This window comes from Lichenibacterium dinghuense, assembly GCF_021730615.1.
GTDB classification, from domain to species: domain Bacteria; phylum Pseudomonadota; class Alphaproteobacteria; order Rhizobiales; family Beijerinckiaceae; genus Lichenihabitans; species Lichenihabitans dinghuensis.
Window position 1 is genome coordinate 3,018,645 of record NZ_JAJLMN010000001.1, and the last position, 26,761, is coordinate 3,045,405.

Consider the following 26,761-nt stretch of genomic DNA (forward strand, 5'->3'; position numbering starts at 1 on the left):
CGCCATGGCGACCGACACGACGCCCGACCCCGCCGACGGGCCCTCGATCTCGGACGGCCCCAACGCCCGCCCGCGCGACGAGACCATCGGCCAGAGCGGGCGAGGCGAGCCCGACGATTCGAGCCGTCAGGTCGAGATCGCGCCCGAAGAGGAGGAGGCGATCGCCCGCAAGATCCTGGAGCGCCCGCCGCAGCCCGACCGGCGGTGACGGCGGCCCCGCGCGGGGCCCCATCGCCGGATGTCGCGCGGGACATGCAGCCCGGGCTTGAACACCCGTCATGGTTTCTTTCGAGTCGGTGTCGTTTGATGGGCTCGCTCGCCGCGCGCGAGGACCGACGAGGCCATCCGGTGGAACTCAACGCCTTCCTGCTCCCCACGACGCTCGCGACGTTCAGCCTGGCCTTCGCCATCGTGTGGCGATACGGCTCGAAGCCGGCCCTCTGGTGGATGATCGCCTATGCGGCGCAATGCGCCGCCTACCTCGGCGAGATCGTCCCCACCGTCTTCCACCGCACCATCGACACCATGCTCGTGGACGCGGTCTTCGTGCTCGGCTTCGTCGGCTTCGGGCAGGCGACCGCGCTGTTCTTCCGCTGGCCGCGCCGCCCTTGGCTCAACCTCGGCCTCGCCGCCGCGATCTGCGCCCTCGACGCCTGGCAGATCTTCGCCGTCGACAGCCTGAAGGGCGAGATCCTCACGGTGGACTGGGGGCTGGCCCTGCTGGCCCTCGTCCCGTTCCTGGCGAATCTCCGGGCCGCCCCGGCCACGCCGGTCGACCGGGCCATGGTGGCGGCGAGCGTGCTGACGGTGCTGAACTGCACCGTCATCTCGTCGATGTTCGCGCTGTTCGGCGCCGCCGACGCGAGCTTCGACACCTACATGAGCTCGGGCTACGTCGCGTGGTCCTACACCGTGTCGACCTTCCTCAACGTCCTCGTGCCCCTGGTACAGCTCACGGCGGTGGCGCTGCGGGCGATCGCGGACCACCGCGACGCGTCGGAGATCGACCTCCTGACGGGCCTGCTCAACCGGCGCGGCTTCGAGCGCGCCTGCGCGAGGCCCGGGCAGCCGCAGCGCGGCTTCGCCCTCGCCTGCGACATCGACCACTTCAAAGCCGTCAACGACGGCTTCGGCCATGCGGTCGGCGACGGCGTGCTCGTCGCGCTCGCGGGGGCCGTCCGCGCGTCGCTGCCCGAGGGCGCCTTCGCGGCGCGGTTCGGCGGCGAGGAGTTCGTGGTGTTCCTGCCCGGCGCCGACGTCGACGCGGCGGTGTTCCACGCCAACGCGATGCTGTCCGCCTTCACGGCCGAGGTCGCGCGCGCCCTGCCGATCCCCCATCCCGTGACGGCGAGCCTGGGCATAGCGGCGGTGGGCGCGCTGCGCTCGACGGTGCACGCCGACCTCCAGCGCGCCGACCGCGCGCTCTACGCCGCGAAGCAGGCGGGGCGGGACCGGATCTCGGTGGACTCCGGGGCGCAGGGCGTGGAGGCGGCGCGGGCCGCGGGGGAGCGGCCGGCGCTGCGGATCGTGGCGTAGCCACGGCCCGACGATGCAACGCGGATGGCATTCGCAGCGTCGACGCCGTGGCCCGAAACGCGTTGCTGACTCCATCGACTACGGATAAGCCGTAGTGATGGACGACGGGTCGTTTCAATGGAACGACGCCAAGGCGGCTCGCAATCTCGCCCTCCACGGGGTCAGTTTCGAGGCGGCCCGCCTCGCGTTCCAGGACCCGTTCGCCCTGGACTGGCGCGACGATCGCGCGGACTACGGGGAAGAGCGTTTCATCACGCTCGCTTCGGTCGACAAGCGGATCCTGTGCGTCGTCTACACGGAGAGGGGCGGGGCCACCCGGATCATCTCGGCCCGCGGAGCGGAACCGCATGAGCGACGCAGATACCACGCGAACCGAGGGTGAGGCGCCGCTCGACTGGAGCCGCTTCGACGCCATGACGGACGAGGAGCGCCACGCCGCCGCGCTGGCCGACGCGGACGCGCGCGCCCTGTCCGACGACGACATGGCCACCCTCCCGCGCACGCCGCAGGCGCGGGTGATCCGCCGCGCGCTCGGCCTGTCTCAGGAGGCCTTCGCGCAGCGCTTCCAGATCCCCCTCGGCACGCTGCGCGACTGGGAGCAGGGCCGCAAGGCGCCGGACGGCGCCGCTCGGGCCTATCTCGTGGTGATCGCCTCCTGTCCGGAGGCCGTCGCCGCCGCCCTGGCGGCGCGCGCCGCCTGACCCCTCACTCCAACGGCGCGTACTTCCCGCCCTTCCACACGTCGATCTGATAGGTGATCCCCTCCGCGTCCCCCTTCCTGTCGAAGCGCAGCGGCCCGATCACCGTGTCGATCGGCGGTCCCTGGCGCAGCGCGGCCGCCATCTTGGCGCCGTCGGTCGAGCCCGCGCGGCGCACGCCCTCGGCCAGGGCCTGGATCGTCGCGTAGGAGAAGAGCGTGAAGCCGTCCGCCGGGACGCCGTCGGCCTTGAAGGCGTCGAGCGCGCCCGCGGCGCTCGGGCGCTTGGAGAAGTCGGGCGGGAAGGGGAAGATCGTGCCGTCGGCGGCGGCGCCCGCGATGGAGGCGAACTCCGGCGCGGAGAATCCCGAGGTGGTGATGAAGGCGGGGTGGTAGCCCTGGTCGGCCGCCTGGCGCAGGATCAGCCCGCCCTCGGGCGGGTAGCCGCCGTAATAGACGGCGCCCACGCCCGCGCCGCGCAGCTTGCCCACCACGGCCGAATAGTCCTTCTCGCCGGGGTTGATGCCCTCGGCGAAGGCCACCTTGCCCCCGTGCGCCTCGAAGGCGGCCCGCACCGCATCTGCTAACCCTTTGCCGTACGTGCCCTTGTCGTGGACGAAGGCGACGGGCCGGTCCTTGAAGCGCTCCGCCATCCAGGCGCCCATCAGGAGCCCCTGCGCGTCGTCGCGCGTGTAGACGCGGAAGATGTCCGCCCAGCCCTTGGCCGCCGCCGTGTCGGTCAGCTTGGCCGAGACGGAGGCGGGCGTCATCATCACGGCGCCGGCCTCGGCGTAGATCGGCATGGCGGCGATCGAGGCGGCCGAGCAGGTGTGGCCGTCGATCAGCGTGATGCCCTCGCCGACCACCCGGTTCGCCACCGAGATGGCCTGGCGCGGGTCGCAGGCGTCGTCCTCGATGTCGAGCACGATGCGCCGCCCGTCGACGCCGCCGCGCGCGTTGATGGCCTTCGCGGCCTCCTGGGCGCCGACCACCACTTGGTCGCCCGCCGTCGCCACCGTGCCGGTGCGCGGCACCGCCACCGCGATGCGGATGTCGTCGGCCGCGCGGGCCCCCGCGGGGAGCAGCAGGGCGGAGGCGAGGAGCAGGGAGCGGAGCGTCGTCATGCGCGCGACGGTAGGCGAAAGGCGCGGGGCGGGGAAGGTCCGCGCGCGGGGCCGCACCCGATCCTGCGCGGACCGCGCCGCGCGATTGCGCTTGCATCCGCGGCCCGGCCGGGCCATCTCAGCCGCTCACGGCGGAGCGCCCTCGCGGGCGCGCCGCTTTCGGCTCTGGCGCGGTGCGATCCCCCTCGGGCCTCCTGCCCCCGACGAGGATGGATGATGAGCGTCGAGACCCTGACCGTCACCGAGGACGAGGACGGCATGCGCCTCGACCGCTGGTTCAAGCGGCGCCATCCCGACCTCACGCTCGGCCACCTCAACAAGATCGTCCGCACCGGCCAGGTCCGCGTCGACGGCGCCCGCGTGAAGACCTCGACGCGGGTCGCGCCGGGCCAGACCGTGCGCGTGCCGCCCCTGAAGGCGAGCGAGTTCCCGGGCCCCGCCGTCCGCCGCGCCGCGGCCTCCGAGGAGGACCTGCGCGCGGTGCGCGAGATGGTGCTGTTCGAGGACCGCGACCTGATGGTGCTGAACAAGCCCTACGGCCTCGCCGTCCAGGGCGGCTCCGGCACCCACCACCACATCGACGGCATGCTGGCGAGCCTCGCCGACGAGCGCGGCGACCGGCCGCTGCTGGTGCACCGGCTCGACCGCGACACGTCGGGCGTGCTGCTGGTCGCCAAGACGCGCAAGATGGCGGCCGACCTCGGCGAGGTGTTCCGCTCGCGGCAGGCGCGCAAGCACTATTGGGCGCTGGTGCAGGGCGTGCCGAAGCCCGCGCAGGGGCGCATCTCGCTGTTCCTCGCCAAGGGCGAGGGCATGGGCAACGACCGCTCCGAGCGGCCGAAGGGCGGCGACCGGGCCGCGATGGAGCGCATGCGCGTCGCCAAGCACGGCGACCCGGACGCGCAGCACTCCGTCACGCTGTTCGCGACCGTGGACCGCGTGCTGCCGCGCCTCGCCTGGCTGTCGATGAAGCCGATCACGGGCCGCACCCACCAGCTCCGCGCCCACGCCGAGGCGATCGGCCACCCGATCGTCGGGGACCCGAAGTACCGCGTCGCCCCGCCCGGCGGCGCCAAGCAGCTCGACCCGGCCCGCGCCGTGCCGTCCGAGGTGGAGAACAAGCTGCACCTGCTGGCGCGCCGTCTCGTGTTGCCGCACCCGCGCGGCGGCACGCTGGACGTGACGGCGCCGCTGCCGCCCCATATGCAGAAGAGCTGGGACCTGTTCGCCTTCGACGCGAAGCAGTTCGACCCGATCGAGAACGCCCCCGAGGACTGACCCATGGTGCACGAGCCGGGCCCGATGATCCCGGGGCGGCAGGCCCCGCCGCCGAAGCCGAAGCGCTTCTACGCCGAGGCCGCGGCCGAGGAGCGCGACGGCGCCTTCGCGCTCGTGCTCGACGGCCGCGCCGCGAAGACGCCCGCCAAGCGGCCGCTGGCGCTGCCGTCCCGCGCCGCCGCCGAGGCCGTGGCGGCCGAATGGAACGCCCAGGTGGAGGTGATCGACCCCGCCCGCATGCCGCTGACGCGGCTGTGCAACACCGCCATCGACGGCGTGGCCGAGCAGATGGCGGCCGTGGCCGACGAGGTGCGGACCTACCTCACCTCCGACCTGCTCGCCTACCGGGCCGCCGACCCGGCGCCGCTCGTCCTCGCGCAGGCGCGCGCCTGGGACCCCGTGCTCGACTGGGCGCGCGAGGCCCATGGCGCGCGCTTCGTGCTGGCCGAGGGGATCACCTTCGTGGCGCAGCCGCCCGCGACCCTCGCCGCCATGGGCTCCGCGGTCGACGGCGTGGTGGGGTCGGGCGCCGGCGCGCCCTTCCGCCTGGCGGCCCTCGACGTGATGACCACGCTGACCGGCTCGGCGCTGCTGGCGCTGGCGGTGATGCAGGCGCGGCTCACGCCCGAGGACGCCTGGGCGGCCGCCCACGTCGACGAGCTGTTCCAGGAATCGCAGTGGGGCGCCGACGCCGAGGCGCTGGAGCGCCGCGAGCGCCGCTGGGCCGACATGCGCGCCGCGGCCATGCTGGGGCGGCTGGCGGGGTAGAAGATCGCCCACCTTCCCTGAGCCTGATATGGAGCAAGGGGCGCGCCACCTTCTCCCCTCGCGGGAGAAGGGCGCCAACCCCGATGCTCCGCGCCCCGCTCAGGACGGGGCCGAGGCCCTCCAGCCTCAATCCTGCGCGACCTCGCGGGCGCCGGTCTCGGGCAGCAGCGTCAGGGTCTGGGCGTCGCCGGTCTTGCCGGTCGGCACGAGGCGCAGGCCGCCCGCCGCGGCCTCCACCTTGAAGCAGGTCTGCGGCCCGCCCGCCGTGCGCGCCTGGCACAGGCCGCCCTTGGCGGCGTGCCAGTGGCCCACCGTCACCTGCACGGCCTTGCCGTCGCCGGCCTGCACCTGCTGCAGCTCGAACCGGCGGTTGTCCTTCGCGTAGTAGCTAACCTGCCGCCCGCGCGCGCCGGCGACCGCGGCCGACACGGAGTGGCCGGCGAGCGCCTCCAGGGGGTCGCGCGGCGCGGCCCCGTCCGCCACCGCGGCGACGTCCACGGCGCTGTCGAGGAAGGGGATGTGCTCGGGGAAGTGCATGGCGTTGCCCTTCACCAGCACGGCCGTGGCGGCGGGGACGCCGGCCGCGGCGCCGAGCGTGACGGTGCCGAGCCGCGCGCCGGGGAACTCGTAGATGCCGTCGAGCAGGATCGACACGCTCCGGCACAGGGTCGCGCCGCCGGGGCCGGCCTCGCACAGTTCCGGCCGCTCGCGGTCCCAGCGCCGCGCCGTGAAGCCGCGCTCGTCGCCCTCGCCCGTGAGGCCGCGCGACGCGAAATAGGTGAAGTGCAGCGGCTCGCCGGGGCCTTCGCGGCGCAGCGTGTTGCCCGCGAGATAGTTGATGGCCTCCGCCCCGGTCACGGTGACGGGGTCGCCCATCTTCGGGGCGCCCTTGTAGGCGGCCGGGTTCGGCACGTGCACGGCCGAGCCGGGCGCGATCGAGCCCGTCGGCAGCTCCGTGTCGACCTCGGCCGCGGCGGCGGACGCGACCTGGACCGGCGGCGCGGCCGGGCGAGCCGGGGAAGGCGATGATTCGGGCGGGGGAGCCTTCGCGGCGACCGCCACCGCGACCGTCGGACCCGCGCTCGCCGGATGTCCCCGCACCACGCTGCCGATGCAGCCGAGGCCGATGACCACGCAGACCACGGCCGACAAGGCTCGACTCGACACCATCAGCACGCCCCACCCCCGACCGAGACACGTCGGACGAGATCAGATGCCACCGCGGGGTTTAAGAAGCGCTGAACCATTCGGGCCGGCCCCGTGCGTCGCCCCCTTCTCCACGCCCGATGCTTGGAATGGTTGAAGACCGGAGAATCGCTCCTGCAACCCGTTCACCCTGTCCATCCCCCGCGACGCCTGGACGGCTTTGCAATGGAGGCCGTTCCGTCCTAAGCAGCCGAAGCATCAAGGGATCGGGCATTGGGACAGAAGCAGCTACGCATCGGCATCGTCGGGGTCGGCAACTGCGCCTCGTCCCTGGTCCAGGGCCTCGAATTCTACAAGGACGCCTCGTCCAACGCGCCGGTGCCGGGGCTGATGAACGTCGAGGTGGGGGGCTACCACGTCGGCGACGTCGTGCCGGTGGCGGCCTTCGACGTGTCGGACGCCAAGGTGGGCCTCGACCTCGCCGACGCGCTGCGGGCCGCGCCCAACAACACGCAACGCTTCGCCGCCGTGCCGCCGACCGGCGTGCGCGTCGAGCGCGGGCCGACGCTCGACGGCCTCGGCCGCTACCTGCGCGACGTCGTGACGGAGTCCGGGGAGGCGCCGGCCGACGTGGCGGCGGTGCTGAAGGAGAAGCGCGTCGACGTGCTGGTCTGCTACCTGCCGGTCGGCTCGCAGCAGGCCGCCGAATATTACGCCGAGCGCGCGCTCGAAGCCGGCTGCGGCTTCGTCAACTGCATGCCGGTCTTCATCGCCTCGAACCCGGCGTGGGAGCGCCGCTTCGCCGCGGCCGGGCTGCCGATCGTCGGCGACGACATCAAGAGCCAGGTCGGCGCCACCATCGTGCACCGCACGCTGGTGAACCTCCTGCGCGACCGCGGCGTGCGGCTCGACCGCACCTACCAGCTCAACTTCGGCGGCAACTCCGACTTCCAGAACATGCTGGAGCGCGACCGCCTCGAATCCAAGAAGATCTCCAAGACCCAGGCGGTGTCGAGCCAGTTCGACGTGCCGCTCGACGCCGCCGACATCCACGTCGGCCCGAGCGACCACGTGCCCTGGCTCACCGACCGCAAGTGGGCCCACATCCGCCTCGAGGGGACGGGCTTCGGCGACACGCCGATGAGCATCGAGCTCAAGCTCGAAGTGTGGGACTCGCCCAACTCCGCGGGCGTCGTCATCGACGCGGTGCGCTGCGCCAAGATCGCGCTCGACCGCGGCATCGGCGGCGCGCTGATCGGGCCGTCGAGCTACTTCATGAAGTCGCCCCCGCGCCAGTTCACCGACGAGGAGGCGCGCGAGCGCGCGGTGCGCTTCATGGCCGGGGCCGAGTAGGGCCTCCATGGGGACCACGAGCCCATGCTGACGCTGCTCCTCGTCCGCCACGGCAGCCACGGGCTGCTCGGCCGCACGCTCGTCGGCCGCATGCCGGGCGTGAGCCTCAGCGCGGCGGGGCGCGGCGAAGCCGAGCGCGCGGCCGCGATGCTGGCGGGGCGCGGCATCGCCCGCGTGATCTCGTCGCCGCTGGAGCGCACCCGCGAGACCGCCGACGCCATCGCGGCGCGGGTCGGCTGCGAGGTCGAGACCGCCGAGGAGATCGTCGAGATCGACTGCGGCACCTGGACCGGCGCGGACTTCACCAAGCTGCCCGACGACCCGCACTGGCACCGCTGGAACAGCGAGCGCGCGACCTGCACGATGCCGGGCGGCGAGGGCATGGCCGACGTCCAGGCCCGCGCGCTCGCGCTGATCGCGCGGCTCGCCGCCGAGCCCGGGGACAGCACGATCGCGCTCGTCACCCATTCCGACGTCGTCAAGGCGGTCGCCATGGCGGCGATGGGCCTGTCGCTCGACCGCCACGACCACCTCACGGTCGACCCGGCCTCGGTGACGACGCTGCACGTCTACGGCGACTACATGCGGGTGGTGCGGCTCAACGAGGCCCCGGCGGCCGAGGCCGCGGGCCCGTGAAGGTCGTCGTTTTCGGCCTCACGGTGTCGTCGTCCTGGGGCAACGGCCACGCGACGCTGTGGCGGGGCCTGATCGAGGCGCTACACCGGCGCGGCCACGCCGTGACGTTCTTCGAGCGCGACACGGACTACTACCGCCACAACCGCGACCTCCACGCGCTCCCCGGCGGCGAGCTCGTGCTCTACCCGGACTGGGACGCGGTCGCGGCGCGGGCCCGCCGGGCGGTGGCCGAGGCCGACGTCGCGCTGGTGACGAGCTACTGCCCGGACGCCGCGGTGGCCGAGCGCGCCGTGCTCGACGCGCCGCGCGCGCTGCGCCTCTTCTACGACCTCGACACGCCGGTGACGCTGGCGGCGCTCGACGGGGGCGCCCCCCCGGCCTACGTGGGGCCGGACGGGTTCTCGGGCTACGATCTCGTGCTGAGCTACACAGGCGGCCCGGCGCTCGACGCGCTGCGGACGCGCCTCGGCGCGCGCCGCGTGGCGCCGCTCTACGGCCACGTCGACCCCGCGGTGCACCGCCCCGTGGCGCGCGCGGACCGCTTCGCCGCGGACCTCAGCTACCTCGGCACCTACGCGGCGGACCGGCAGGCGGCGCTCGAAGCCCTGTTCATCCAGCCCGCGCTGGCGCGGCCCGCCTCGCGTTTCCTGATCGGCGGGGCGCAATACCCGGCCGACTTCCCCTGGGCGGAGAACATCTTCTTCGTGCAGCACCTGCCGCCGCCCGAGCACCCGGCCTTCTTCTCCTCCGGGCGGCTGACCCTCAACGTCACGCGGCGCGCCATGGCGGCGATGGGCTGGTGCCCGTCCGGCCGGCTGTTCGAGGCCGCGGCCTGCGGCGCCACCATCCTGACGGACGACTGGGACGGGCTCGACAGCTTCTTCGCATGCGGCTCCGAGCTGATCGTCGCCCGCACCACCGCGGACGCGCTGGCGGCCGTGGACCTGTCCGACGCGGAGCTGCGGCGGATCGCCGAGGCCGGCCGCGCGCGGGTGCTGGCCGAGCACACCTCCGACCACCGCGCCGCGGACTTCGAAGCCGCGGTCGCGGCGGCGTGGGGACCGGTCCGATGACGCGACGCCGGGAGGTTTCGCCCTTCTCCCCCCTGGGGAGAAGGTCCCGGCAGGGGGATGAGGGGGCAACCCCGACGCGTGCGGCAGGCCCCCTCATCCGCCCATGCTTCGCATGGGCACCTTCTCCCGCGAGGGGAGAAGGGTGCACACGTCGGGCGGAGATCTGACCATGTGGGGCATCGTGCCGGCCGCGGGCCGGGGGAGCCGCATCCAGCCGCTGGCCTTCTCGAAGGAGCTGCTGCCCGTCGGCAGCCGTTTCGACGGTGGCGTCGAGCGGCCCTGCGCGGTCAGCGAATACCTGCTCGACCGCATGGTGCTGGGCGGCGCCCGCAAGATCTGCATGGTGATCTCGCCCGGCAAGCACGACATCCTGGCCTATTACGGCGCGGGTTATGCCGGGGCCGACGTCGCCTATGTGGTGCAGCCGCAGCCCTCGGGCCTGTGCGACGCCGTGTTCCGCGCGGCGCCGCTGATCCCGCCGGGCGAGCCCGTGATGGTCGGCCTGCCCGACACGGTGTGGTTCCCGGAGAGCGGCTTCTCGGCGCTGCCGGACGACGCCCTGTCGTTCCTGCTGTTCCCCGTCGAGCGGCCCGAGCTGTTCGACGCCGTGGTGCTCGACGAGGGGGGCTCCGTCGTCGAGATCCAGGTGAAGCGGGAGGGCGCCGCGTCGCGCTGGATCTGGGGCGCCTTCAAGATGCCGGGCGCGGTGTTCCACGCGCTCCACGCGCTGTGGATCGCGCGCGAGCGGCAGGACGAGTACTTCGGCACGCTGGTCAACGCCTACATCGCCGGCGGCGGCCGCGCGGTGGGGGTCAGGGCCGGCGAGGCCTACGTCGACACCGGCACCTTCAACGGCTACCGCGCCGCCATGGGCCTGCTCGAGCAGGCCACGGAACACGAGACCACCCCATGACACTCGACCCCGGCGCCCTGCGCGCCCGCGCCGACGCGCTCGGCCCCTGGTTCCACAACATGGACCTCGGGGGCGGCGTGTGGACCGCGCCCGGCCACTTCCTCGGCGACTATCCGGGCGTGAAGTTCCGCGGCTTCGCGCACGTGCTGCCCGAGGACCTGACGGGCAAGAGCGTGCTCGACATCGGCTGCAACGGCGGCTTCTACGCGATCGAGATGCGCCGCCGCGGCGCTTCCCGCGTGCTCGGCATCGACTTCGACGAGGACTACCTCGCCCAGGCGCGCTTCGCCTGCGAGGCGCTCGGCGTCGACGGCATCGAGTTCCGGCGGATGTCGGTCTACGACGTCGGGTCGCTCGGGGAGCGCTTCGACCTCGTGGTCTTCATGGGGGTGCTCTATCACCTGCGCCACCCGCTGCTGGCGCTCGACCTCATCTGGGAGAACGTCGCGGACGACCTCCTCCTGTTCCAGTCGATGCAGCGCGGCTCGGACGAGGTCGCCGAGGTCGCCCCCGACTACCCCTTCAGCGAGCAGGGCCACTTCGACGCGCCCGGCTACCCGAAGATGCACTTCATCGAGCGCGACTATTCGCAGGACCCGACCAACTGGTGGGCGCCCAACCGCGCCTGCTCGGCCGCGATGCTGCGCTCCGCCGGATTCTCCATCCTGGCCAACCCCGACCCCGAGGTGTTCCTGTGCCGCCGCGGCGAGCGGGGACCCTTCGTCGAGGCGGCCTACCCTTCGAAGAGTGTCGCCCGATGATCGAAGCCGCGATGATCTGGAACGAGCCCAACAACAAGTCCCACTGGGACCCCGAGGTCGATCCGGGCTGGGTGAAGTTCTGCGAGATGGTGGTCCTGGCCGCGAAGGCCATCCGGGCCGAGAACGCCAGCCTGCCGCGCGTGCTCGGCGGCATGTCGCCGATCGATCCCACCTGGGTGCAGCTCCTCGCCTCGCGCGGCGTGATGGAGCACGTCGACGCGGTCGCGGTGCACGGCTTCCCGCTCGACTGGAACCTGTGGTCGCTGCACGACTGGCCGCAGAAGATCGACGAGATCCGCGCCGTCACGGACAAGCCCATCTGGGTGTCCGAGGTCGGCGTCTCGACCTTCGGCGCCGAGGAGGTGCAGGACTGGGGGCTGAAGCGCACGGCCGAGCTGCTCCGCGGCCGCGCGCCGCGCATCCACTGGTACTCGCTCTACGACCTGCCGAAGGAGTGGGAGGCGACGACGCGCCACAAGGAGGCGGAGGGCTCCTCCTACTACCGGCACTTCGCCATGGGCATCCTGCGCCAGGACGGCACGCCCAAGATCGCGGCCGAGCATTTTCGGACTGTCACCCCCGACGTCGGCCTGTGCCAGTGGTTCCACTACGAGGACCATCGGCTCGACGACGCGGTGGAGTGGATGAAGCGCCTCGGCGTCACCTACCTGCGCACGGGCCTGTCCTGGGCCGACTGGCTGCGCCCCGACGCCGAGCGCTGGTTCGACCGGCTGGTGCGCGCGCTGGAGCCCTTCGACACCACCGTGACGTTCTGCTTCACGCCCGAGGAGGAGGGCATCGCGCCCCACCACACCTCGGCCCCGAAGGACCCGGCCCGCTTCGCGGAGTTCTGCGCCGAGATGGTGCGGCGCTACGTGGGGTCCGGGCCGGTGAAGCCGATACCGGCGTGATCTCCTTCTCCCATGGAATGGGAGAAGGTGCCTCGGCAGAGCCGAGGCGGATGAGGGGATCCCGGCGCCTCTCGAAGTCCCCTCATCCGTCATCGCTTCGCGATGACACCTTCTCCCGTTTCACGGGAGAAGGGTCTTGCGTCCCGCTGGATCGCGACCTGACAATTTGACCCCCGACGCCCCCGACATCCTCGTCCCGCGGCCCCACCAGCGCGCGGCGCGCGACGCCATCCTGGCCGCGCGCGCGGCGGGTAAGCCCGGCTTCCTGCTCGGCGACCTCACCGGCCTCGGCAAGACGCTGTCGGTCTGGTCCGCCGTGGCGGCCATGCCGGAGGCGGAGGTGCTGATCGTGGCGCCGAAGGGCGCGCTGCCGCAGTGGCGGCGCACCATCGCGCGCGCGGGCCTGCCCGAAAAATCGGTCACGCTTACCAACTACGAGCGCTCCAAATCGCTGTTGGCCCTGCCCGAGAAGACGACGCGCAAGTCAGCGCGCGCCAAGAACAACGAGCTCGCCCGCGAGGGCCGGCCGAAGCGCGCCTGGCCGATCGTCGTGTTCGACGAGAGCCATCGCCTGCGCAACCCCTACAGCCAGCAGAGCATGGCCTGCCGGGCGGTCGCGGACGCCGCGGACTTCACGGTATACCTCAGCGCCACCGCCGGGCAATCGCCGCACGAGCTCAGCTACCTCGGGCGCCTCCTCGCCCACGGCCCCGACGCGCCGCCCCCGACGCTCGCCGGCTACCGCGAGCTGATGCGCCGCTTGGGCATCGGCGGCGCCAAGGGTCGCTGGACCAACTGGCGCTGGGCGCCAAACGACCGTGACCGCGCCTCCATGGCGGCGCTGCTCTACCGCGGGCCGGACGCCGTGGGGCTGCGCCGCCGCCCCGAGGAGGTGGCGGGCTGGCCGGAGGTGCAGCGCGTGCTGTCCCCCACGGCCCTGACCCCGGCCGAGCGGCGCCTCTACGACGCCACCTGGCGCGACTTCCGGCGCGAGCTCGGCCTGCTCGGCGGCTCGACGCGCCGCCCCGTCGGCTGGGCCGCCGACCTCCGCTTCCGCCAGAAGGCCAGCCTGCTCCGCGTCCCCGGGACAGTCGACGCCGCGGAGGAGCTGCTCGACGAGGGCCAGGCGGTGGCGGTCTCGGTCGCCTACCTCGAGACGGCGACCATGCTGGCGGACGCGCTGCGAGGGCGCGGCTGGCGCATCGGCGCGATCGACGGGCGGCAGGGCGCGGAGGCGAACGAGGCGGCGCGCGTCGCCTTCCAGACCGGCGCGCTCGACGCGGTCGTGTTCACCGTGACGGAATCCATCTCGCTCCACGCGGGCGAGATGCCGGGCGGCGAGCGGGTGCGCGCGCTGCTGGTCCACGACATGCGCCACAGCGCCATCCAGCTCGGGCAGATCGAGGGGCGCTGCCACCGCGACGGCGAGAAGGCGGTGATCCACTACCTCTACGCCGAGGAGACCGTCGAGGAGCGCATCGCCTCGACCGTCGTGGGCCGCATGGCCGCCATGGACGGCATGGCGGGCGACGACACCGCCGCTATCGACGCGATCGTGATGCGGATCTACGGGAGCACGGCCTAGAGGCTGTCATGAACCATGGAGGGTGGCTCGACCGGAGCCATCTTCGGATGATCGGCAGGAGACTTGCGATGAGCGTGGCTGAGCCACGGTCGAGCAAGTCGACGAACCGAGCGCCGAAAAGGGCCCGGCCCCTCCGGGGTTGCGGCGCAGCGGCCGCCTGGTGCGTCGAAGCTCTTGCCGGTACGGACGTACCGGCTGCAAGCTTCTCCTGCCATTCGGCTCGCCGCGCCGCAATGGAGCCGCCCTCCATGGTTCATAACAGCCTCTAGCCGCAGCCCGGCCCCTGCACGCATGCCTGGAGGACGGGCGCGAGTTGCGCCATAAGGCGGGCCAGCGAAACCCGATCTGGACCGAACCGTGAAGACCCTGACCCTCGCCGCCGCCCTGCTCGCCCTGCCGTCCCTGGCCTTGGCCCAGGCCGCCCCCCCGGCCGCGCCCGGCACGAAGGACGTCTACGACATGCCCTGCAAGAGCTTTCACCACAACGCCGACGGCTCCTGGAACGCGGCCGTGCCGATGACGCTGCAGCCCGCCGCCGGGCCGATCGCGCTGAAGCCGAGCTTCAAGTTCAAGCCCGGCACGCTGTTTGCCGGCTTCGACCTCGCCGCCGAGCTCGACAAGAGCTGCCCGCACTGAGGCGCGCGCGGAGCTTCCCCGCGGCCGCGCCCCCGCGTGACCTCGGCGGGGTGGCGCCGGGCGGCGCGGGGCGGTAGGAGACCGCCTCCCGTGTCCGCCCGAAAGGTTTCCGCCCCATGCGCTTCTCCTCGCTCGTGGACCGGCTCGACGCGCCCGGCGGCGCCGCCTGGCACATCCACCACGAGGCCCGGCTCGCGCAGGCGCGGGGCGAGGACGTGATCCTGCTCTCGGTCGGCGACCCCGACTTCGACACGCCGGCGCCGGTCGTCGAGCGGGCCGTGGAGGCGCTCCGGGCCGGCGACACCCACTACACCTACATCCCCGGCCGCCCGGCGCTGCGGGAAGCCGTCGCCGGCGTGCAGCGGAGGCGCACCGGCGCACCGACCGGGCCCGCCAACGTCATGACCGTGGCGGGCGCGCAGAACGGGCTCTTCGCCGTGATGCTGTCGCTGCTCGACCCCGGCGACGAGGTGCTGGTGATGGAGCCGATCTACGCCACCTACGAGGCCACGGTGGCGGCGGCGGGCGCGTCCGTGGTGCGCGTCTCCGCCTCGCCGGACGACGGCTTCCGCCCGGCGGTCGGCGCGCTCGCCGGCCTTGTGACGCCGCGCACGCGCGCGATCCTGATGGCCAACCCCAACAACCCGTCCGGCGTGGTGATGACCGGGGACGAGCTCGAGGCCGTGGCCGCCGTCGCGCGCCGGCACGACCTGTGGGTCGTGGCCGATGAGGTCTACGAGAGCCTGGTGTTCGAGGGCGAGCACCGCTCGATCCGCGCGCTGCCCGGCATGGCGGAGCGCACCGCGACCATCGGCAGCCTGTCGAAGTCCCACGCCATGACGGGCTGGCGCACCGGCTGGGTGGTGGGGCCCGAGGACCTGATCCGCCACCTCGACCGGCTCGGGCTCAACATGCTCTACGGCCAGCCCGGCTTCATCCAGGAGGCCGCGATCGTGGCGCTCGGCGATTACGACGCCACGACGGCGGTGATGCGCGAGGCCTACCGGGCGCGCGTCGACGCCGTGGCGGAAGGGCTCGCCGGCGTGCCGGGGCTCGTCCTGTTGCGGCCGGCCTCGGGCATGTTCGCGCTGATCGACGTGCGCGGCACCGGCCTGGGCTCGACGGACTTCGCCTGGGGGCTGTTCCGGGCGACCGGCGTGTCGCTGGTCGACGCCGCGGCCTTCGGCCCCGCGACGAGCGGCTTCGTGCGGCTCGCCATGGCGGCGCCGGCGGACCGGCTGGCGGAGGGCTGCCGCCGCATCGCCGGCTACGCGCGGAGCCTCGCGGGGTGAAGCGCAGGTCCCTTCTCCCCTCGCGGGAGAAGGTGGCCCGACGAAGTCGGGTCGGATGAGGGGGCGTGGTGCCGCCCTGTCCCGACCGTGTCGTCCCGGGCCTGACCCGGGACGACAGTGCGCGGCGGGTCACCGCAGGCGAGACACCGGCGGAGCACGGTCGAGGGGGCTGCGTCAGCCCCCGTCGCGCATCCCCGCGCGCGCCCGCTCGCGCAGCACGTCGATGGGCTTCAGCTCGCCCGCCTCCTCGTAGTGCCAGTAGGTCCAGCCGTTGCAGGAGGGCAGGCCCTGGACCAGCGCGCCGACCTTGTGGATCGAGCCCGCGATGTTCGAGACCTGGATCAGCCCGTCGGCGCGCACGCTGGCGGTCACGCGGCGGCGGCCGTCGAAGAGCGGCTGGCCGGGCTTCACGGCGCCGGATTCGAGCAGCGTCGCGAAGGCGAGGCGCGGCTCGGAGCGCCTGGTGGCGAGCACGTCGAGCGTGTCGGAATCGGCGGGCACCACCGCGGCGATGCGGGCCGCCGCCGCCTTGGCATAGGCGGGGTCGCGCTCGATGCCCACGCAGGTGCGGCCGTAGCGGCGCGCCACCGCGCCCGTCGTGCCCGTGCCGAAGAAGGGGTCGAGCACCACGTCGCCGGGCTTGGACGCGCTGAGGATCACGCGCGTCAGCAGCGCCTCGGGCTTCTGCGTCGGGTGCAGCTTGTCGCCGTCCGCGTCCTTCAGGCGCTCGGAGCCCGAGCAGATGGGCATGAACCAGTCCGACCGCATCTGCGTGTCGTCGTTGGCGCCCTTCATGGCCTCGTAGTTGAAGGTGTAGCCCTTGGCGTCGGGGTCGCGCGAGGCCCAGATCAGGGTCTCGTGAGCGTTGGTGAAGCGGCGGCCGCGGAAGTTCGGCATCGGGTTGGCCTTGAGCCACACGACGTCGTTGAGGATCCAGAAGCCGAGGTCCTGCAACGCCGAGCCGACGCGGAAGATGTTGTGGTAGGAGCCGATCACGAACAGCGTCGCGTTGGGCTTCATCACGCGGCGCACGCCCTTGAGCCAGGCCCGCGTGAAGCGGTCGTAGTCGGCGAAGGACGCGAACTTGTCCCAGTCGTCGTCCACGGCGTCGACCGCGCTCTGGTCGGGCCGCGTCAGCGGGTTCGAGAGCTGGAGGTTGTAGGGCGGATCGGCGAAGACCAGGTCGACGCTCTCGGCCGGCAGCGACGCCAAAGCATCGAGGCAGTCCGACAGGATGATCCTGTCCACGAGGACGGGTGGAACGGCCCTGAGACGAGCCGTCGAAGCTCCAGCACGCGATACCTTAGACTGGAGCTTCGAAGCGGCCGTACCGGCCTGTGCTTGAGACATATGACACACACCGGAAAACGCTACTCACGACAAAGACCATATCGTCGTTAAGCTTAAGGGCTGGTTTCCAAGACGCTGAAAGGTGCGTCCCCTTTCGCGACGCGCGCAGGTCCGGCGCTTCGTGGCGCGGGCGAAAGGCGAGGCGGAACAGGGACGTGCCGGCCGGGGCGGTCAGGCGCCTCGCGGTCCCGGCACGGCCGAGCGCGCCACCGTGCCGAAGCTCAGCCTGTGGAAAGGCGTCGGCCCGTGCCGCATTATCGCCGCACGATGGGCTGCCGTCGGGTAGCCCTTGTGGATCCGGAAACCATAGCCGGGGTGGAGGGCGTCGAGCCGCACCATCAGCCGGTCGCGCGTCACCTTGGCGACGATCGAGGCCGCGGCGATCGACAGGGACAGGGCGTCGCCCTTCACCAGCGCGCGGGCCGGGCAGGGGAGGCCGGGCGGCACGTCGCGGCCGTCGATCAGCAGGTGGTCGGGCGCGACCGCCAGGGCCCGCACGGCCCGGCGCATGGCCGCGAAGGTCGCCTGCCGGATGTTGACGGCGTCGATCTCGGCCGCGGGCGCGAGGCCGACGCCCACCGCCAGCGCGCTGCCCAGGATGGCGTCGAACAGCGCCTCGCGCTTCTCCGCCGTCAGCGCCTTGGAATCGTCGATGCCGGGCGGCAGGGCCGCGGGATCGAGGATCACGGCGGCGGCCGACACCGGCCCGGCCAGCGGCCCGCGCCCGGCCTCGTCGACCCCCGCCACGCGGGGGAAGCCCGCGGCGCGCAGCGCGCGCTCCCATTCGTCGTGTGGCGGCAGTGTGGCACCTTCGTCTCGGCCGCGGACCCGGCCGGCCCGTCGGATCGTTGAGCTACCACGGACGGAGGGGTGGGGGCGATGGACCAGGCAGCAGCGCGGATCGAGACGGAGCGGCAGCCGCCGGCGACGGTGCGGATCGGCCCCCCGGTCGGGCCGGACCCGGCCATCGTCGACCCGGCCGAGCACAACGTAGTCTTCACCAGCCTCGTCACCGGCGACGGCGACATCGTCGGGCTGGTGGCCTATTCCATCTACAAGCAGAACAAATACGACTGGCTCGATGCCTACAGCCGACTCGAAGGCCGCATGCCCGAGCCCGCCGAGGTCCATTCCTACCTGCTCGGCGAGAGCACGGCGCGCCGCCTCGCCACCTACCGCCACCTCGCCCAGGCGGTGCTCGACGGCCGCGGCCCCGACGTGCCGGGCGCCCCCGCCGGGGCCCTGCCTGCGGTGCCCGCGCGCCGCGCCGAGCCCGCGCGGGCGCCGCAGGACCCGCCGCCGCGGATCGGGATCGCGCGGGGGCGGTCGAATTTCCAGCTCAGCTCGCGCGCCATCGTGGCGCTCTGCGTGACGCTCGTCGTGCTGCTCGCCCTGCTCTGGCTCATGCGGAGCGGCGCCCCCCTGCCGCCGCAGACGCCGGGGAAGTGACGGGCACGCCGACCGCCGCGGCCCGCACGTCGCGCGGCGGCAGGGCGTGGACGCGCGCCCAGGCGCGGCGGAACTGGCGGGCCGAGCCGTAGCCGCAGCGCTCCGCCACGGCCTCCATGTCGAGCCGCGTGTGCTCCAGGAGATCCCGCGCCAGGGCGACGCGGAGCCGGTTGACGTAGTCGGTCACGCTCATCCCCGCGCTATCGTTGAACAGGCGCGACAGGTGCCGGGGGCTCGCGGGCGTGAGGGCCGCGAGGCTGCGCAGCGACCACGGCCGCGCGGGGTCGGCCGCGATGGCGTCCTGCACCCGGTGGATCGCCGGATGGAGGTGGTTGCGGCCGTCGAGCCAGGGCGACAGCTGCGGGTCAGAGCCCGCGCGGCGCATGTAGACGACGAGGTGGCGCGCGGCGGCGGTGGCGCAGGCGGGGCCGGCGCGGCGGGCCACGATGTGCAGCATCAGGTCGATGCCGGCCGTGATGCCGGCGCTGGTGAACCGCGGCCCGTCCTCGACGTAGAGCCGGTTCTCCAGCACCCGCGCGCGGGGCGCGATGCGGGCGAGTTCCGCGCAGTCGGCGTGGTGGGTCGTGCAGGCGCGGCCGTCGAGCAGCCCCGCCCGCCCCGCCAGCAGGGCGCCCGAGCAGATCGACGCGAGCGTGTGTCCGGGCCCCACCGCCGCGGCCAGCCAGTCCACGATCGCGGCCTCGGCGGCCGGGTTTCGCGGCTCGAACGGCGCCTCCGATGCCAGGACGCGGTCGGTGGACCCCGCCACCACGACCAGCGCGCCGGGCGGCAGAACGGCCGGCAGCGGGGCGATGTTCGCCAGGTCCAGCCCGACCGAGCTCCGCACGGCGGGCACCGGCCCGACGTAGGTGACGGCGAAGCGCAGCCGGTCCTGGCAGCGGTTCGCCACGCGCAGCACCTCGATCGGCCCCGCCACGTCGAGCAGCAGCGCGCGGGGCGGCACCACCACGACGACGGGCACGGTCGCGGGCCCGTCGGGGCTCACGCGGCGCGCAGCGCGGGGGCAGGGGCCGCCGCGAGCGCCTCCTCGACCGTGGCGATGCGGGCGAAGCGGCCGGCCAGCACCAGTTCGGAGCGCGCCTTGATCTCGCCCGCGCTCCAGGTCCGGCCCGCGGCGTCGGTCATCGCGAAGGTCAGCGTGGCTTCCGCGACGTAGTCGACCGCGTAGCCGAGGTCGGACGCGTGGCGGGTCGTCGTCTCGCAGCATTGCTCGGAGCGGATGCCGGACACGATGAGCCGCGAGACGCCGTTGGCCACCAGCCACACGTCGAGGCCGCTGCCGACCAGCGCGCTGTGCCGCCGCTTGTGGAACACGGCGACGGGCGCGATCCGCAGCGGCTCCAGGGTGCGGACGTGGCCCGAAGCGGGCGCGAAGGGGCCGGCCTCCTCCTGGTGGAACACCTGCACGACCGGCAGGCCGCGGGCGGCGGCGCCGTCGATCAGCGCCTGCTGGCGCTCGAGGTAGGCGGGCAGGTCGGCCTCGTCCCAGTAGGGGCGGTGCCGGAAGGACTCCTGGGCGTCGATGACGAGGAGGGCGGTGGTGGACGGCGACATGGCAGGCCTCGCTCCGGTTGACGGGCCGAGACTAGCGGAGCCGGCCCGGCGCGAAAGGCGCAGACGGGACGCGCGACGGACAGATCGCGCCATCCCGTCACAGCCGCTCCCACCCCCGCTGCCGCCACCGGACGTCGAGCTCGGCCCGGCCCGGCCGCTCGTGCGGCGCCACGTCGGAGCGCGTGAGCCCGATGTCGGCGAGCTGGCGGTCGCTGAGGCTCGACGCCCGCGCCTCGCGCGGCCGCAGGAGCGCGCGCAGCGCCACCAGCGGCAGCACGACAAAAGCCGCGCGCAGGGCGAAGCGGGCGGCGGCGAGGGCCATCCGGCCCGCTTCGGCGCGGCGCGGCGCGACGCCGGTCGAATGCCGTGCCTGTTCCATGGGGGGCCGTCCTCTCGCGCCGTCGCACCGGGGACGCGAAAGGTGACCTCGATCTCCGCCCGAATCCAACGAAGAGGCGTGATGGGCCGGACCATGCGGCGCGATCGGAGGGGCCGCCGAAGCCCCGCGCCGCGACGGCCCGATCGATCCGATCCGGCGATGGGCGGCGATCACGGCCGACGCATCGTCGGGACCCCGCCGGCGACGGACGGCGTTGTCCGACGAATAGGATGCGAGGACAACGCCATGGAATACCGCCGCCTGGGAGCTTCGGGCTTCACCGTGCCGGCCTTGAGCTTCGGGACCGGGACCTTCGCGGGCCGGGGGGAGTTCTTCCAGGCCTGGGGCTCGACCGACGTCGCCGAGGCCCGCCGCCTGATCGACATCTGCCTCGACGCGGGCCTCAACATGTTCGACACCGCCGACATCTACTCGGCCGGCGGCGCCGAGGAGGTGCTGGGCGAGGCCATCAAGGGCCGCCCGCGCGACGCGCTGATCGTCTCCACCAAGGCGACCTTCCGCTCGGGCGAGGCGCCGAACCAGGTCGGCTCGTCGCGCTACCACCTCGTGTCCACGGTCGAGAAGCAGCTGAAGCGCCTCGGCACCGACTATATCGACCTGTTCCAGCTGCACGGCTTCGACGCGCTGACGCCCGTCGAGGAGGTGCTGTCGACGCTGGACCTGCTCGTGCGGCAGGGCAAGATCCGCTACACCGGCGTATCGAACTTCTCCGGCTGGCACGTGATGAAGTCGCTCGCGGCGGCGGACCGGCACGGCTTCCCGCGCTACGTCGCCAACCAGACCTACTACTCGCTGGTGGGCCGCGACTATGAGTGGGAGCTGATGCCGCTCGGGCTCGACCAGGGGCTCGGCGCCGTGGTGTGGAGCCCGCTCGGCTGGGGCCGGCTCACCGGCAAGATCCGCCGCGGGGCGCCGCTGCCTGAGCGCAGCCGCCTGCACAAGACCGCCGACGCCGGCCCGCCGCTCGACGACGACTACGTGTACAAGGTCGTGGACGCGCTCGATGCCGTCGCGGCCGAGACGGGCAAGAGCGTGCCGCAGGTGGCGCTGAACTGGGTGCTGGGCCGGCCCACCGTGTCCACGGTGATCGTCGGCGCCCGCAACGAGGAGCAGCTCCGCCAGAACCTCGGCGCGGTGGGCTGGACGCTGACGCCCGAGCAGGTCAAGCGCCTCGACGAGGCCTCCGCCAGGCCGGCCGCCTATCCCTATTGGCACCAGGCGGGCTTCGCCGAGCGCAACCCGTCCCCGGTGTGAGGGCGGGTTCCGATCTTCGGCGCCGGAAGGGTCCCGGCGCCGGCCCATCCACCGTCGTCGCGAGCGCAGCGAAGCGCGATCGAGGCCGCGGGGCGCCACCGCGGGACCGCGGTCGTCGCGGGCCCGCGTCGGCCTGACCGGGCAGGCTGGATCGCTTCGCTGCGCTCGCGATGACGGCGGAGAGTCCGTAGCCCTGTCGTTTGCGCGCGGCCTCACCGCTCCCGGAACTGCGCCACGTGGTGCAGCTCGACGCGGGGGATCTCCCCCTCGTCGTGGAGCCAGCTCGCGATGGCCTCGAACAGCGCCCGGTGGCGCTGGAAGCGGTCGACCAGCGGATCGTCCTCGCCGTCGTCGAGGTCCTCGATGGCGGCCTCGTCGACGTAGCAGTCGACCTCCGCCTCGCCCTCCCGCATGGTGAAGCGGACCTCGAAGCGCTCCTCCTCGGCGGGGAGCCGCGTCGGCTTCAACGGCATGGTGGCGACCCTCGCGATGCTGGTGGTGCCGCTGGGTAGCACGGCGCAAGGCCGTGGGGGAGGACGACATGCTGCTGATCGTCGGGACGGTGCGGCTGCCCCCGGGCGGCCTCGAGGCGGCCCGGCCCGCCATGGCGCGGATGGTCGAAGCGAGCCGCGCCGAGCCGGGCTGCCGCGCCTATTCCTACGCCGAGGACCTGCTCGACCCCGGCCTGATCCGCGTGACGGAGGTGTGGGACGACCGGGCGTCGCTGGACGCCCATTTCGCGAGCCCGCACATCGCGGAATGGCGCGCCGCCTGGGCCCGGCTCGGCATCCACGGCCGCGACCTCACGCTCCACGAGGTCGCGTCCTCGGGGCCGACCTGAGGTCGCAGCCGGGGTCGATCCCGTGTAGGACAGGCGGCACCGAACGACCCGCCGGAGCCCGCTCATGTCCCTCACGTCCCGCAACGCCCTCGTCACCGGCTCGACCAGCGGCATCGGCCTCGCGGTCGCGCGCGCCCTGGCCAGGGAGGGCGCGGGCGTGATGCTCAACGGCTTCGGCGACCCCGAGGCCATCGAGGCGACCCGCGCCGGCCTTGCCGCCGAGTTCGGCACCACGGTGCTGTATTCGCCCGCCGACATGTCGAGGCCCGCCGAGATCGCCGCCATGGTGCGCGAGGCCGAGGAGAAGCTCGGCTCGGTCGACGTGCTGGTCAACAACGCCGGCATCCAGCGCGTGTCGCCCATCGAGGACTTCCCGCCGGAGTCCTGGGACGCCATCATCGCGATCAACCTCAGCTCCGCCTTCCACACGATGCGGGCCGCCATCCCCGGCATGAAGGCGCGCCGCTGGGGCCGCATCATCAACACGGCCTCGGCGCACTCGCTCGTGGCCTCGCCCTTCAAGGCGGCCTACGTGGCGGCCAAGCACGGCGTCGCGGGGCTGACCAAGACGGCCGCGCTGGAGCTCGCCACGCACGGCGTCACGGCCAACTGCATCTCGCCCGGCTACGTGTGGACGCCGCTCGTCGAGCGGCAGATCCCCGACACCATGAAGGCGCGGGGCATGACCGAGGAGCAGGTCATCCGGGACGTGGTGCTGGCGGCGCAGCCCACCAAGCAGTTCGTCACGGTGGAGCAGGTGGCCTCGCTGGCGGTCTACCTCGCCTCGGACGCGGCCTCGCAGATCACCGGCGCCAACCTGTCGATGGACGGCGGCTGGACCGCCGCGTGATTCCGCCGTGGGCCGCGAACCGGAACCGCTCTCCGGGCATTGACAAAAGGTAAACGCCCCGGAGCCGCCCGCCTTGACGTTCATCGCTCCCGCCCATCCCGCCGACCCCCGCGGCGCCCCGTTCTTCTTCGGCCGCAAGACGGCCAGGCCGAAGGACCGGCTGCGGATCGGCGACGAGGACGGGGCGCGGCGCGCGCTCGGCTCCGACGGGTCCGCGCTGCCCGCCTCCCCCCGGGTGTCGATCGAGCACCTGGCCCGCATCGCCCTGGGCTGATCCCCGTCCGCACAGCGGCGGCTCCGAGCCAGCAGAGCCCCGTGTCTCCGTCGCCGTGTTCGTCGCTCGATGCGAGGAGACGCGATCGGAAAGACAGTGGAACTCGACGTCCTCGGTGTCGCCCGTCAGGAACCGAGCGGCCCGAAGAAGCAGTACACGTCCGAGAAGGAGCCCTTCCCGAGATCCCGGTAGAAGACCCACCAGTCGCCGTCCTGGGACGGCAGCAGGCGGTCGTCGGCGATCACGCGCGGGTATCCGTCCACGCGATAGCCGCCGTCGACGCGGTGGACCTGATCGGGGCTCAGGTGGTGGACGTCCGCGACCCCGCAGCACTGCACCTTGACCCAGGCCGGCACCGGCGAGCCGTCGGCCAGGACGTCGTGGGCGCGGGCGGGCGGCGCCCAGGCGAGGACGGCGGCGGACAGACCGATCAGGCTGCGAGGGACCATGAGGCGACCTCCGGCGACGGCATCGACGCGCACACTCAGGACGCGGCCAGGGCGCGCGTCCACAACCTATGACACGGCCGGCGCCCGGGGAGCGCGGAAGCTCGGCCATCCGCTGCTCCGTATCGCCGCAGGCCCGGCTCCGCCGCCCGGCCGCCGCCCCTATTCGGCCTCCGACGCCGCCAGCCCGCCGCGGCTCTGCGCCCCCCAGCTCGTGCTGCCGGTGAGATAGACGACCCAGCCCGCCGCGGCGCCGAGATGGCGCAGGATCTGGAAGCAGAAGGGCTCGACGAGGCTCGCCAGCACCGCGGCGGGCAGGCTCGTGCGGGCGCGCACCCCGAGCCAGCGGCGGAACAGCCACACCGACCAGACGTGGAAGCCGAGGTCGAGCGCGATCTTGGCGCCGATCACCGCCGACACCGAGAAGGCCACGCCGACACGCCCCGTCACGATGTAGTCGATCAGGATCGCCGCCGCGGTCAGCCCGTAGATCGGCTGCAGCGTGTCGGCCGCCTTGACGGGCAGCATGGCGAGGCCGAGCCGGCCGTAGCGCGGGTTGCCGATCATGTCGCGGTACCAGGTCTGCGTCTGCAGGAAGCCGCCGAACCAGCGCCGCCGCTGGCGCAGGAAGGCGCCGAGCGTCGCCGGCGCCTCCGTGCGGGCGCGGGCCGCGCCCAGCACCGCCGTGGTCCAGCCGCGGCCCGTGAGCGTGCCGTGGCGCTTCAGGCGGTGGATCAGCTCGTAGTCCTCGACGAGGCAGTCGGCGTCGAAGCCGCCCACCTCCACCAGCGCCGCGCGGCGGAAGCCCGCGAAGGCGCCCGAGATCAGCAGCAGGCTGTCCATGCGCGACCAGGCGAAGCGCGACAGGAAGTTGCGCAGGTACTCGTAGGTCTGGAACCATTCGAACAAGCGGCCGGACACGGTGGCGGCGCAGACGGGCAGCAGCACGCCCGTCGCGGCCACGAGGCGCGGGTCGGCCGCGAAGGCGCCGCGCATGGCCCCGATGGCGCCCTGGTCGAGCAGCGTGTCGGCGTCCACCGTCAGCACGACCTCCTCGTCGAGCAGCTCCATGGCGCGGTTCAGCGCCGCCGACTTGCCGCCGTGCGGCAGGCGCAGCCAGCTCAGGCGCGGGTCGACGCGGCCCGGGCCGCCGAGCAGCCCCACCTCCGGCACCGGCAGCCCGTAGCGCCCGGCGAGGAGCCGCACGGTGCGCTCCCCCGAGCCGTCGTCGGCCACCAGCACGCGGTCGGGCGGGTCGGACTGGGCCAGCAGCGCGTCGAGCGTCGCCGCCAGCACCGCGTCCTCGTCGTGCGCCGCCACCACGACGGCGAGGGACGGGCGGGACGCCGCCGCAGGATCCGCCCCGCCTGCGCCGCCGCCCCTGGCGAGCGGCAGGGTCTTCCAGAACACGAACAGCAGCAGCGCCGTGTCGTAGGCGATGTAGAGCAGCCCCGCCGCCCAGGACCAAAGCCCGTCCGGCAGGAAGGCCCGCACGAGCAGCGCGACCCACAGCAGCGTCAGGCCGCCGTGGATGAGCGCCGCCGGCCAGGCGACGCCGGGCGGCGGGGCGTAGCGGGGCGAGATGCGCCGCCGCGTCGCCTCGAAGGTCTCCGCGGGGACGGGAGGCGCCGGGGGGCGCGGCGCGAGGGCGATGGACATGGGCGGATCTGGACCGGGTTGGGCGTCAGCCGACAGGCGCGAAACGCCACAGCGGGCGCCGCAGCAGCCTTAGCTCTCCCAAAGAGGCGGGATCGCGGTATTGTCCCGCCGACGTGACCGATTCAAGGGGACGCCGTGTCGATCGCCGTGCGCCAGCACCAGGACTATGCCCGCTACACCCGCACCGCCATGGCGCTGCACTGGATCGTGGCGGTGCTGATCGTCGGCAACGTCGTCCTGGGCCTCGTGGCCGACGACCTGCCGGGCGACTGGATCCGCTCGGCCGTCGACACCCACAAGTCGGTCGGCCTCACCGTGCTGGGCCTGGCGGTGCTGCGCCTCCTGTGGCGCTTCGCCAACCCGCCGCCGCCCCTGCCGGACAGCTACTCGCCGCTGGAGCGGGTCGGCGCCCACGCGGCGCACCTCGCCCTCTACGCCCTGATCTTCGCCCTGCCGATCACGGGCTGGATCCACGACTCCGCCTGGAAGGGCGCGGCCACCCACCCGTTCCTGCTGTGGGGCGTGATCCCCCACGTGCGGATCGGCCCCATCGAGACGCTCGACCCCGCCACCAAGGAGCGGATCCACTCGGTGTTCTTCGACTTCCACGTCTGGTGCGGCTACGCGCTCTACGCGCTGCTGGCGCTGCACATCGTCGGCGCGCTGAAGCACCAGTTCTGGGACGGCGAGCCCGAACTCCAGCGCATGCTGCCCTGACCCACAGTCGGATCAGTGGCTCGCGCCGGCGGTCTCGCGCTTGGTGCGGATGAGCATCCGGCAGCGCTCGTCGGCCTGTTTCAGGCGCTGGCGGGCCAGACGGCACTGCTTGCGGTATTCGGTGCGGCCCAGGATGGAGCGGCGCTCCTCGGGCAGGCTCTTCCACCAGTGTTCATTGCGGGACGCGGCGGAAAGCTCCTGTTGCGTTTTGGTCCATTCGGTCTGCCAATCCATCGG

The 26,761-nt window shown here is 73.2% G+C and carries 32 protein-coding genes; 21 read left to right on the top strand and 11 right to left on the bottom strand.

The window, feature by feature from the left end; all coding sequences use genetic code 11:
* Positions 1 to 4: 4 nt before the first annotated feature.
* The 4 genes from L7N97_RS14370 to L7N97_RS14385 all read left to right on the top strand — a co-directional run bounded on the left by L7N97_RS14370 (position 5) and on the right by L7N97_RS14385 (position 2,237).
* Positions 5 to 208 (top strand): hypothetical protein, encoded by a 204-nt coding sequence (locus tag L7N97_RS14370; protein WP_237479030.1) that lies wholly within the window; start codon positions 5 to 7, stop codon positions 206 to 208.
* Between the two features lie 140 nt (positions 209 to 348).
* Positions 349 to 1,536: a GGDEF domain-containing protein gene (locus L7N97_RS30280; protein ID WP_237479031.1), complete on the top strand. Its 1,188-nt coding sequence runs from the start codon at positions 349 to 351 to the stop codon at positions 1,534 to 1,536.
* Between the two features lie 97 nt (positions 1,537 to 1,633).
* Complete coding sequence (locus tag L7N97_RS14380; protein WP_237479032.1) at positions 1,634 to 1,918, top strand: BrnT family toxin; 285 nt, start codon at positions 1,634 to 1,636, stop codon at positions 1,916 to 1,918.
* A complete protein-coding gene (locus L7N97_RS14385) occupies positions 1,884 to 2,237 on the top strand; it encodes a helix-turn-helix domain-containing protein (RefSeq protein ID WP_237479033.1) in 354 nt (117 codons plus the stop codon). Before L7N97_RS14380 ends, L7N97_RS14385 begins: the two co-directional genes overlap by 35 nt.
* A gap of 4 nt (positions 2,238 to 2,241) precedes the next feature.
* Here the strand turns inward: L7N97_RS14385 and L7N97_RS14390 are convergent, their stop codons facing one another.
* Complete coding sequence (locus tag L7N97_RS14390) at positions 2,242 to 3,357, bottom strand: ABC transporter substrate-binding protein (protein ID WP_237479034.1); 1,116 nt, start codon at positions 3,355 to 3,357, stop codon at positions 2,242 to 2,244.
* A gap of 216 nt (positions 3,358 to 3,573) precedes the next feature.
* Here L7N97_RS14390 and L7N97_RS14395 point away from each other — a divergent pair, with 216 nt between their 5' ends.
* Positions 3,574 to 4,635: an RluA family pseudouridine synthase gene (locus L7N97_RS14395; protein WP_237479035.1), complete on the top strand. Its 1,062-nt coding sequence runs from the start codon at positions 3,574 to 3,576 to the stop codon at positions 4,633 to 4,635.
* 3 nt (positions 4,636 to 4,638) lie between these two features.
* Entirely contained in the window at positions 4,639 to 5,403 is a 765-nt protein-coding gene (locus L7N97_RS14400) for an ATP12 family chaperone protein (protein WP_237479036.1), read from the top strand.
* A gap of 126 nt (positions 5,404 to 5,529) precedes the next feature.
* Here the strand turns inward: L7N97_RS14400 and L7N97_RS14405 are convergent, their stop codons facing one another.
* Entirely contained in the window at positions 5,530 to 6,573 is a 1,044-nt protein-coding gene (locus tag L7N97_RS14405; protein WP_237479037.1) for a hypothetical protein, read from the bottom strand.
* A gap of 249 nt (positions 6,574 to 6,822) precedes the next feature.
* On the opposite strand from L7N97_RS14405, the gene L7N97_RS14410 reads away from it, so the two are divergent.
* The 9 genes from L7N97_RS14410 to L7N97_RS14450 all read left to right on the top strand — a co-directional run bounded on the left by L7N97_RS14410 (position 6,823) and on the right by L7N97_RS14450 (position 15,709).
* Positions 6,823 to 7,902: an inositol-3-phosphate synthase gene (locus L7N97_RS14410; protein WP_237479038.1), complete on the top strand. Its 1,080-nt coding sequence runs from the start codon at positions 6,823 to 6,825 to the stop codon at positions 7,900 to 7,902.
* 24 nt (positions 7,903 to 7,926) lie between these two features.
* Positions 7,927 to 8,538, top strand: a complete 612-nt coding sequence (locus L7N97_RS14415) for a histidine phosphatase family protein (RefSeq protein ID WP_237479039.1) — start codon at positions 7,927 to 7,929, stop codon at positions 8,536 to 8,538.
* Positions 8,535 to 9,611, top strand: a complete 1,077-nt coding sequence (locus tag L7N97_RS14420; RefSeq protein ID WP_237479040.1) for a CgeB family protein — start codon at positions 8,535 to 8,537, stop codon at positions 9,609 to 9,611. The genes L7N97_RS14415 and L7N97_RS14420 overlap by 4 nt, the downstream gene beginning before the upstream one ends.
* A gap of 169 nt (positions 9,612 to 9,780) precedes the next feature.
* Positions 9,781 to 10,524: a sugar phosphate nucleotidyltransferase gene (locus L7N97_RS14425; protein WP_237479041.1), complete on the top strand. Its 744-nt coding sequence runs from the start codon at positions 9,781 to 9,783 to the stop codon at positions 10,522 to 10,524.
* Entirely contained in the window at positions 10,521 to 11,285 is a 765-nt protein-coding gene (locus tag L7N97_RS14430) for a TIGR04290 family methyltransferase (RefSeq protein ID WP_237479042.1), read from the top strand. The genes L7N97_RS14425 and L7N97_RS14430 overlap by 4 nt, the downstream gene beginning before the upstream one ends.
* Positions 11,282 to 12,196 (top strand): beta-xylosidase, encoded by a 915-nt coding sequence (locus tag L7N97_RS14435; protein WP_237479043.1) that lies wholly within the window; start codon positions 11,282 to 11,284, stop codon positions 12,194 to 12,196. Before L7N97_RS14430 ends, L7N97_RS14435 begins: the two co-directional genes overlap by 4 nt.
* Before the next feature lie 166 nt (positions 12,197 to 12,362).
* Positions 12,363 to 13,781: a DEAD/DEAH box helicase family protein gene (locus L7N97_RS14440; RefSeq protein WP_237479044.1), complete on the top strand. Its 1,419-nt coding sequence runs from the start codon at positions 12,363 to 12,365 to the stop codon at positions 13,779 to 13,781.
* 357 nt (positions 13,782 to 14,138) lie between these two features.
* On the top strand, positions 14,139 to 14,417 hold the full coding sequence (locus tag L7N97_RS14445; RefSeq protein ID WP_237479045.1) for a hypothetical protein: 279 nt from the start codon (positions 14,139 to 14,141) through the stop codon (positions 14,415 to 14,417).
* A 116-nt stretch (positions 14,418 to 14,533) separates the two neighbouring features.
* On the top strand, positions 14,534 to 15,709 hold the full coding sequence (locus tag L7N97_RS14450) for a pyridoxal phosphate-dependent aminotransferase (RefSeq protein ID WP_237479046.1): 1,176 nt from the start codon (positions 14,534 to 14,536) through the stop codon (positions 15,707 to 15,709).
* Positions 15,710 to 15,883: 174 nt separating this feature from the next.
* On the opposite strand, the gene L7N97_RS14455 is transcribed toward L7N97_RS14450, so the two are convergent.
* Both L7N97_RS14455 and rnhB read right to left on the bottom strand, forming a co-directional pair.
* Positions 15,884 to 17,059, bottom strand: coding sequence for a site-specific DNA-methyltransferase (locus L7N97_RS14455; RefSeq protein WP_237479047.1), 1,176 nt, complete (start codon positions 17,057 to 17,059; stop codon positions 15,884 to 15,886).
* Between the two features lie 171 nt (positions 17,060 to 17,230).
* Complete coding sequence (gene rnhB, locus L7N97_RS14460) at positions 17,231 to 17,905, bottom strand: ribonuclease HII (protein WP_428981058.1); 675 nt, start codon at positions 17,903 to 17,905, stop codon at positions 17,231 to 17,233.
* A 33-nt stretch (positions 17,906 to 17,938) separates the two neighbouring features.
* On the opposite strand from rnhB, the gene L7N97_RS14465 reads away from it, so the two are divergent.
* Entirely contained in the window at positions 17,939 to 18,508 is a 570-nt protein-coding gene (locus L7N97_RS14465) for a hypothetical protein (protein WP_237482466.1), read from the top strand.
* On the opposite strand, the gene L7N97_RS14470 is transcribed toward L7N97_RS14465, so the two are convergent.
* The 3 genes from L7N97_RS14470 to L7N97_RS14480 form a co-directional block, all read right to left on the bottom strand.
* Positions 18,462 to 19,514 (bottom strand): GlxA family transcriptional regulator, encoded by a 1,053-nt coding sequence (locus tag L7N97_RS14470; RefSeq protein WP_237479048.1) that lies wholly within the window; start codon positions 19,512 to 19,514, stop codon positions 18,462 to 18,464. The two genes, L7N97_RS14465 and L7N97_RS14470, sit on opposite strands and share 47 nt — an antisense overlap.
* Positions 19,511 to 20,083, bottom strand: a complete 573-nt coding sequence (locus L7N97_RS14475; protein WP_237479049.1) for an isochorismatase family protein — start codon at positions 20,081 to 20,083, stop codon at positions 19,511 to 19,513. The genes L7N97_RS14470 and L7N97_RS14475 overlap by 4 nt, the downstream gene beginning before the upstream one ends.
* A 97-nt stretch (positions 20,084 to 20,180) precedes the next feature.
* Complete coding sequence (locus L7N97_RS14480; protein ID WP_237479050.1) at positions 20,181 to 20,462, bottom strand: YjiS-like domain-containing protein; 282 nt, start codon at positions 20,460 to 20,462, stop codon at positions 20,181 to 20,183.
* Between the two features lie 246 nt (positions 20,463 to 20,708).
* Between L7N97_RS14480 and L7N97_RS14485 the strand changes: the two genes are divergently transcribed.
* Entirely contained in the window at positions 20,709 to 21,737 is a 1,029-nt protein-coding gene (locus L7N97_RS14485; protein ID WP_237479051.1) for an aldo/keto reductase, read from the top strand.
* Positions 21,738 to 21,949: 212 nt separating this feature from the next.
* Here the strand turns inward: L7N97_RS14485 and L7N97_RS14490 are convergent, their stop codons facing one another.
* Positions 21,950 to 22,210, bottom strand: coding sequence for a DUF1488 family protein (locus L7N97_RS14490; RefSeq protein ID WP_237479052.1), 261 nt, complete (start codon positions 22,208 to 22,210; stop codon positions 21,950 to 21,952).
* Positions 22,211 to 22,278: 68 nt separating this feature from the next.
* Between L7N97_RS14490 and L7N97_RS14495 the strand changes: the two genes are divergently transcribed.
* The 3 genes from L7N97_RS14495 (at position 22,279) to L7N97_RS14505 (ending at position 23,702) form a co-directional block, all read left to right on the top strand.
* On the top strand, positions 22,279 to 22,578 hold the full coding sequence (locus tag L7N97_RS14495; protein WP_237479053.1) for a putative quinol monooxygenase: 300 nt from the start codon (positions 22,279 to 22,281) through the stop codon (positions 22,576 to 22,578).
* A gap of 64 nt (positions 22,579 to 22,642) precedes the next feature.
* On the top strand, positions 22,643 to 23,428 hold the full coding sequence (locus L7N97_RS14500) for a 3-hydroxybutyrate dehydrogenase (protein WP_237479054.1): 786 nt from the start codon (positions 22,643 to 22,645) through the stop codon (positions 23,426 to 23,428).
* A 73-nt stretch (positions 23,429 to 23,501) separates the two neighbouring features.
* Positions 23,502 to 23,702 (top strand): hypothetical protein, encoded by a 201-nt coding sequence (locus L7N97_RS14505; RefSeq protein ID WP_237479055.1) that lies wholly within the window; start codon positions 23,502 to 23,504, stop codon positions 23,700 to 23,702.
* 125 nt (positions 23,703 to 23,827) lie between these two features.
* Here the strand turns inward: L7N97_RS14505 and L7N97_RS14510 are convergent, their stop codons facing one another.
* Entirely contained in the window at positions 23,828 to 24,151 is a 324-nt protein-coding gene (locus L7N97_RS14510; RefSeq protein WP_237479056.1) for a hypothetical protein, read from the bottom strand.
* Positions 24,152 to 24,310: 159 nt separating this feature from the next.
* On the bottom strand, positions 24,311 to 25,807 hold the full coding sequence (locus L7N97_RS14515) for a glycosyltransferase family 2 protein (protein WP_237479057.1): 1,497 nt from the start codon (positions 25,805 to 25,807) through the stop codon (positions 24,311 to 24,313).
* A gap of 135 nt (positions 25,808 to 25,942) precedes the next feature.
* Here L7N97_RS14515 and L7N97_RS14520 point away from each other — a divergent pair, with 135 nt between their 5' ends.
* Positions 25,943 to 26,524, top strand: a complete 582-nt coding sequence (locus L7N97_RS14520) for a cytochrome b (protein ID WP_237479058.1) — start codon at positions 25,943 to 25,945, stop codon at positions 26,522 to 26,524.
* Between the two features lie 12 nt (positions 26,525 to 26,536).
* Here L7N97_RS14520 and L7N97_RS14525 read toward each other — a convergent pair whose 3' ends face one another.
* Positions 26,537 to 26,758 carry a hypothetical protein gene (locus tag L7N97_RS14525; RefSeq protein ID WP_237479059.1) on the bottom strand — a complete coding sequence of 74 codons (222 nt, stop codon included), beginning with the start codon at positions 26,756 to 26,758 and terminating at the stop codon, positions 26,537 to 26,539.
* Positions 26,759 to 26,761 lie beyond the last annotated feature (3 nt).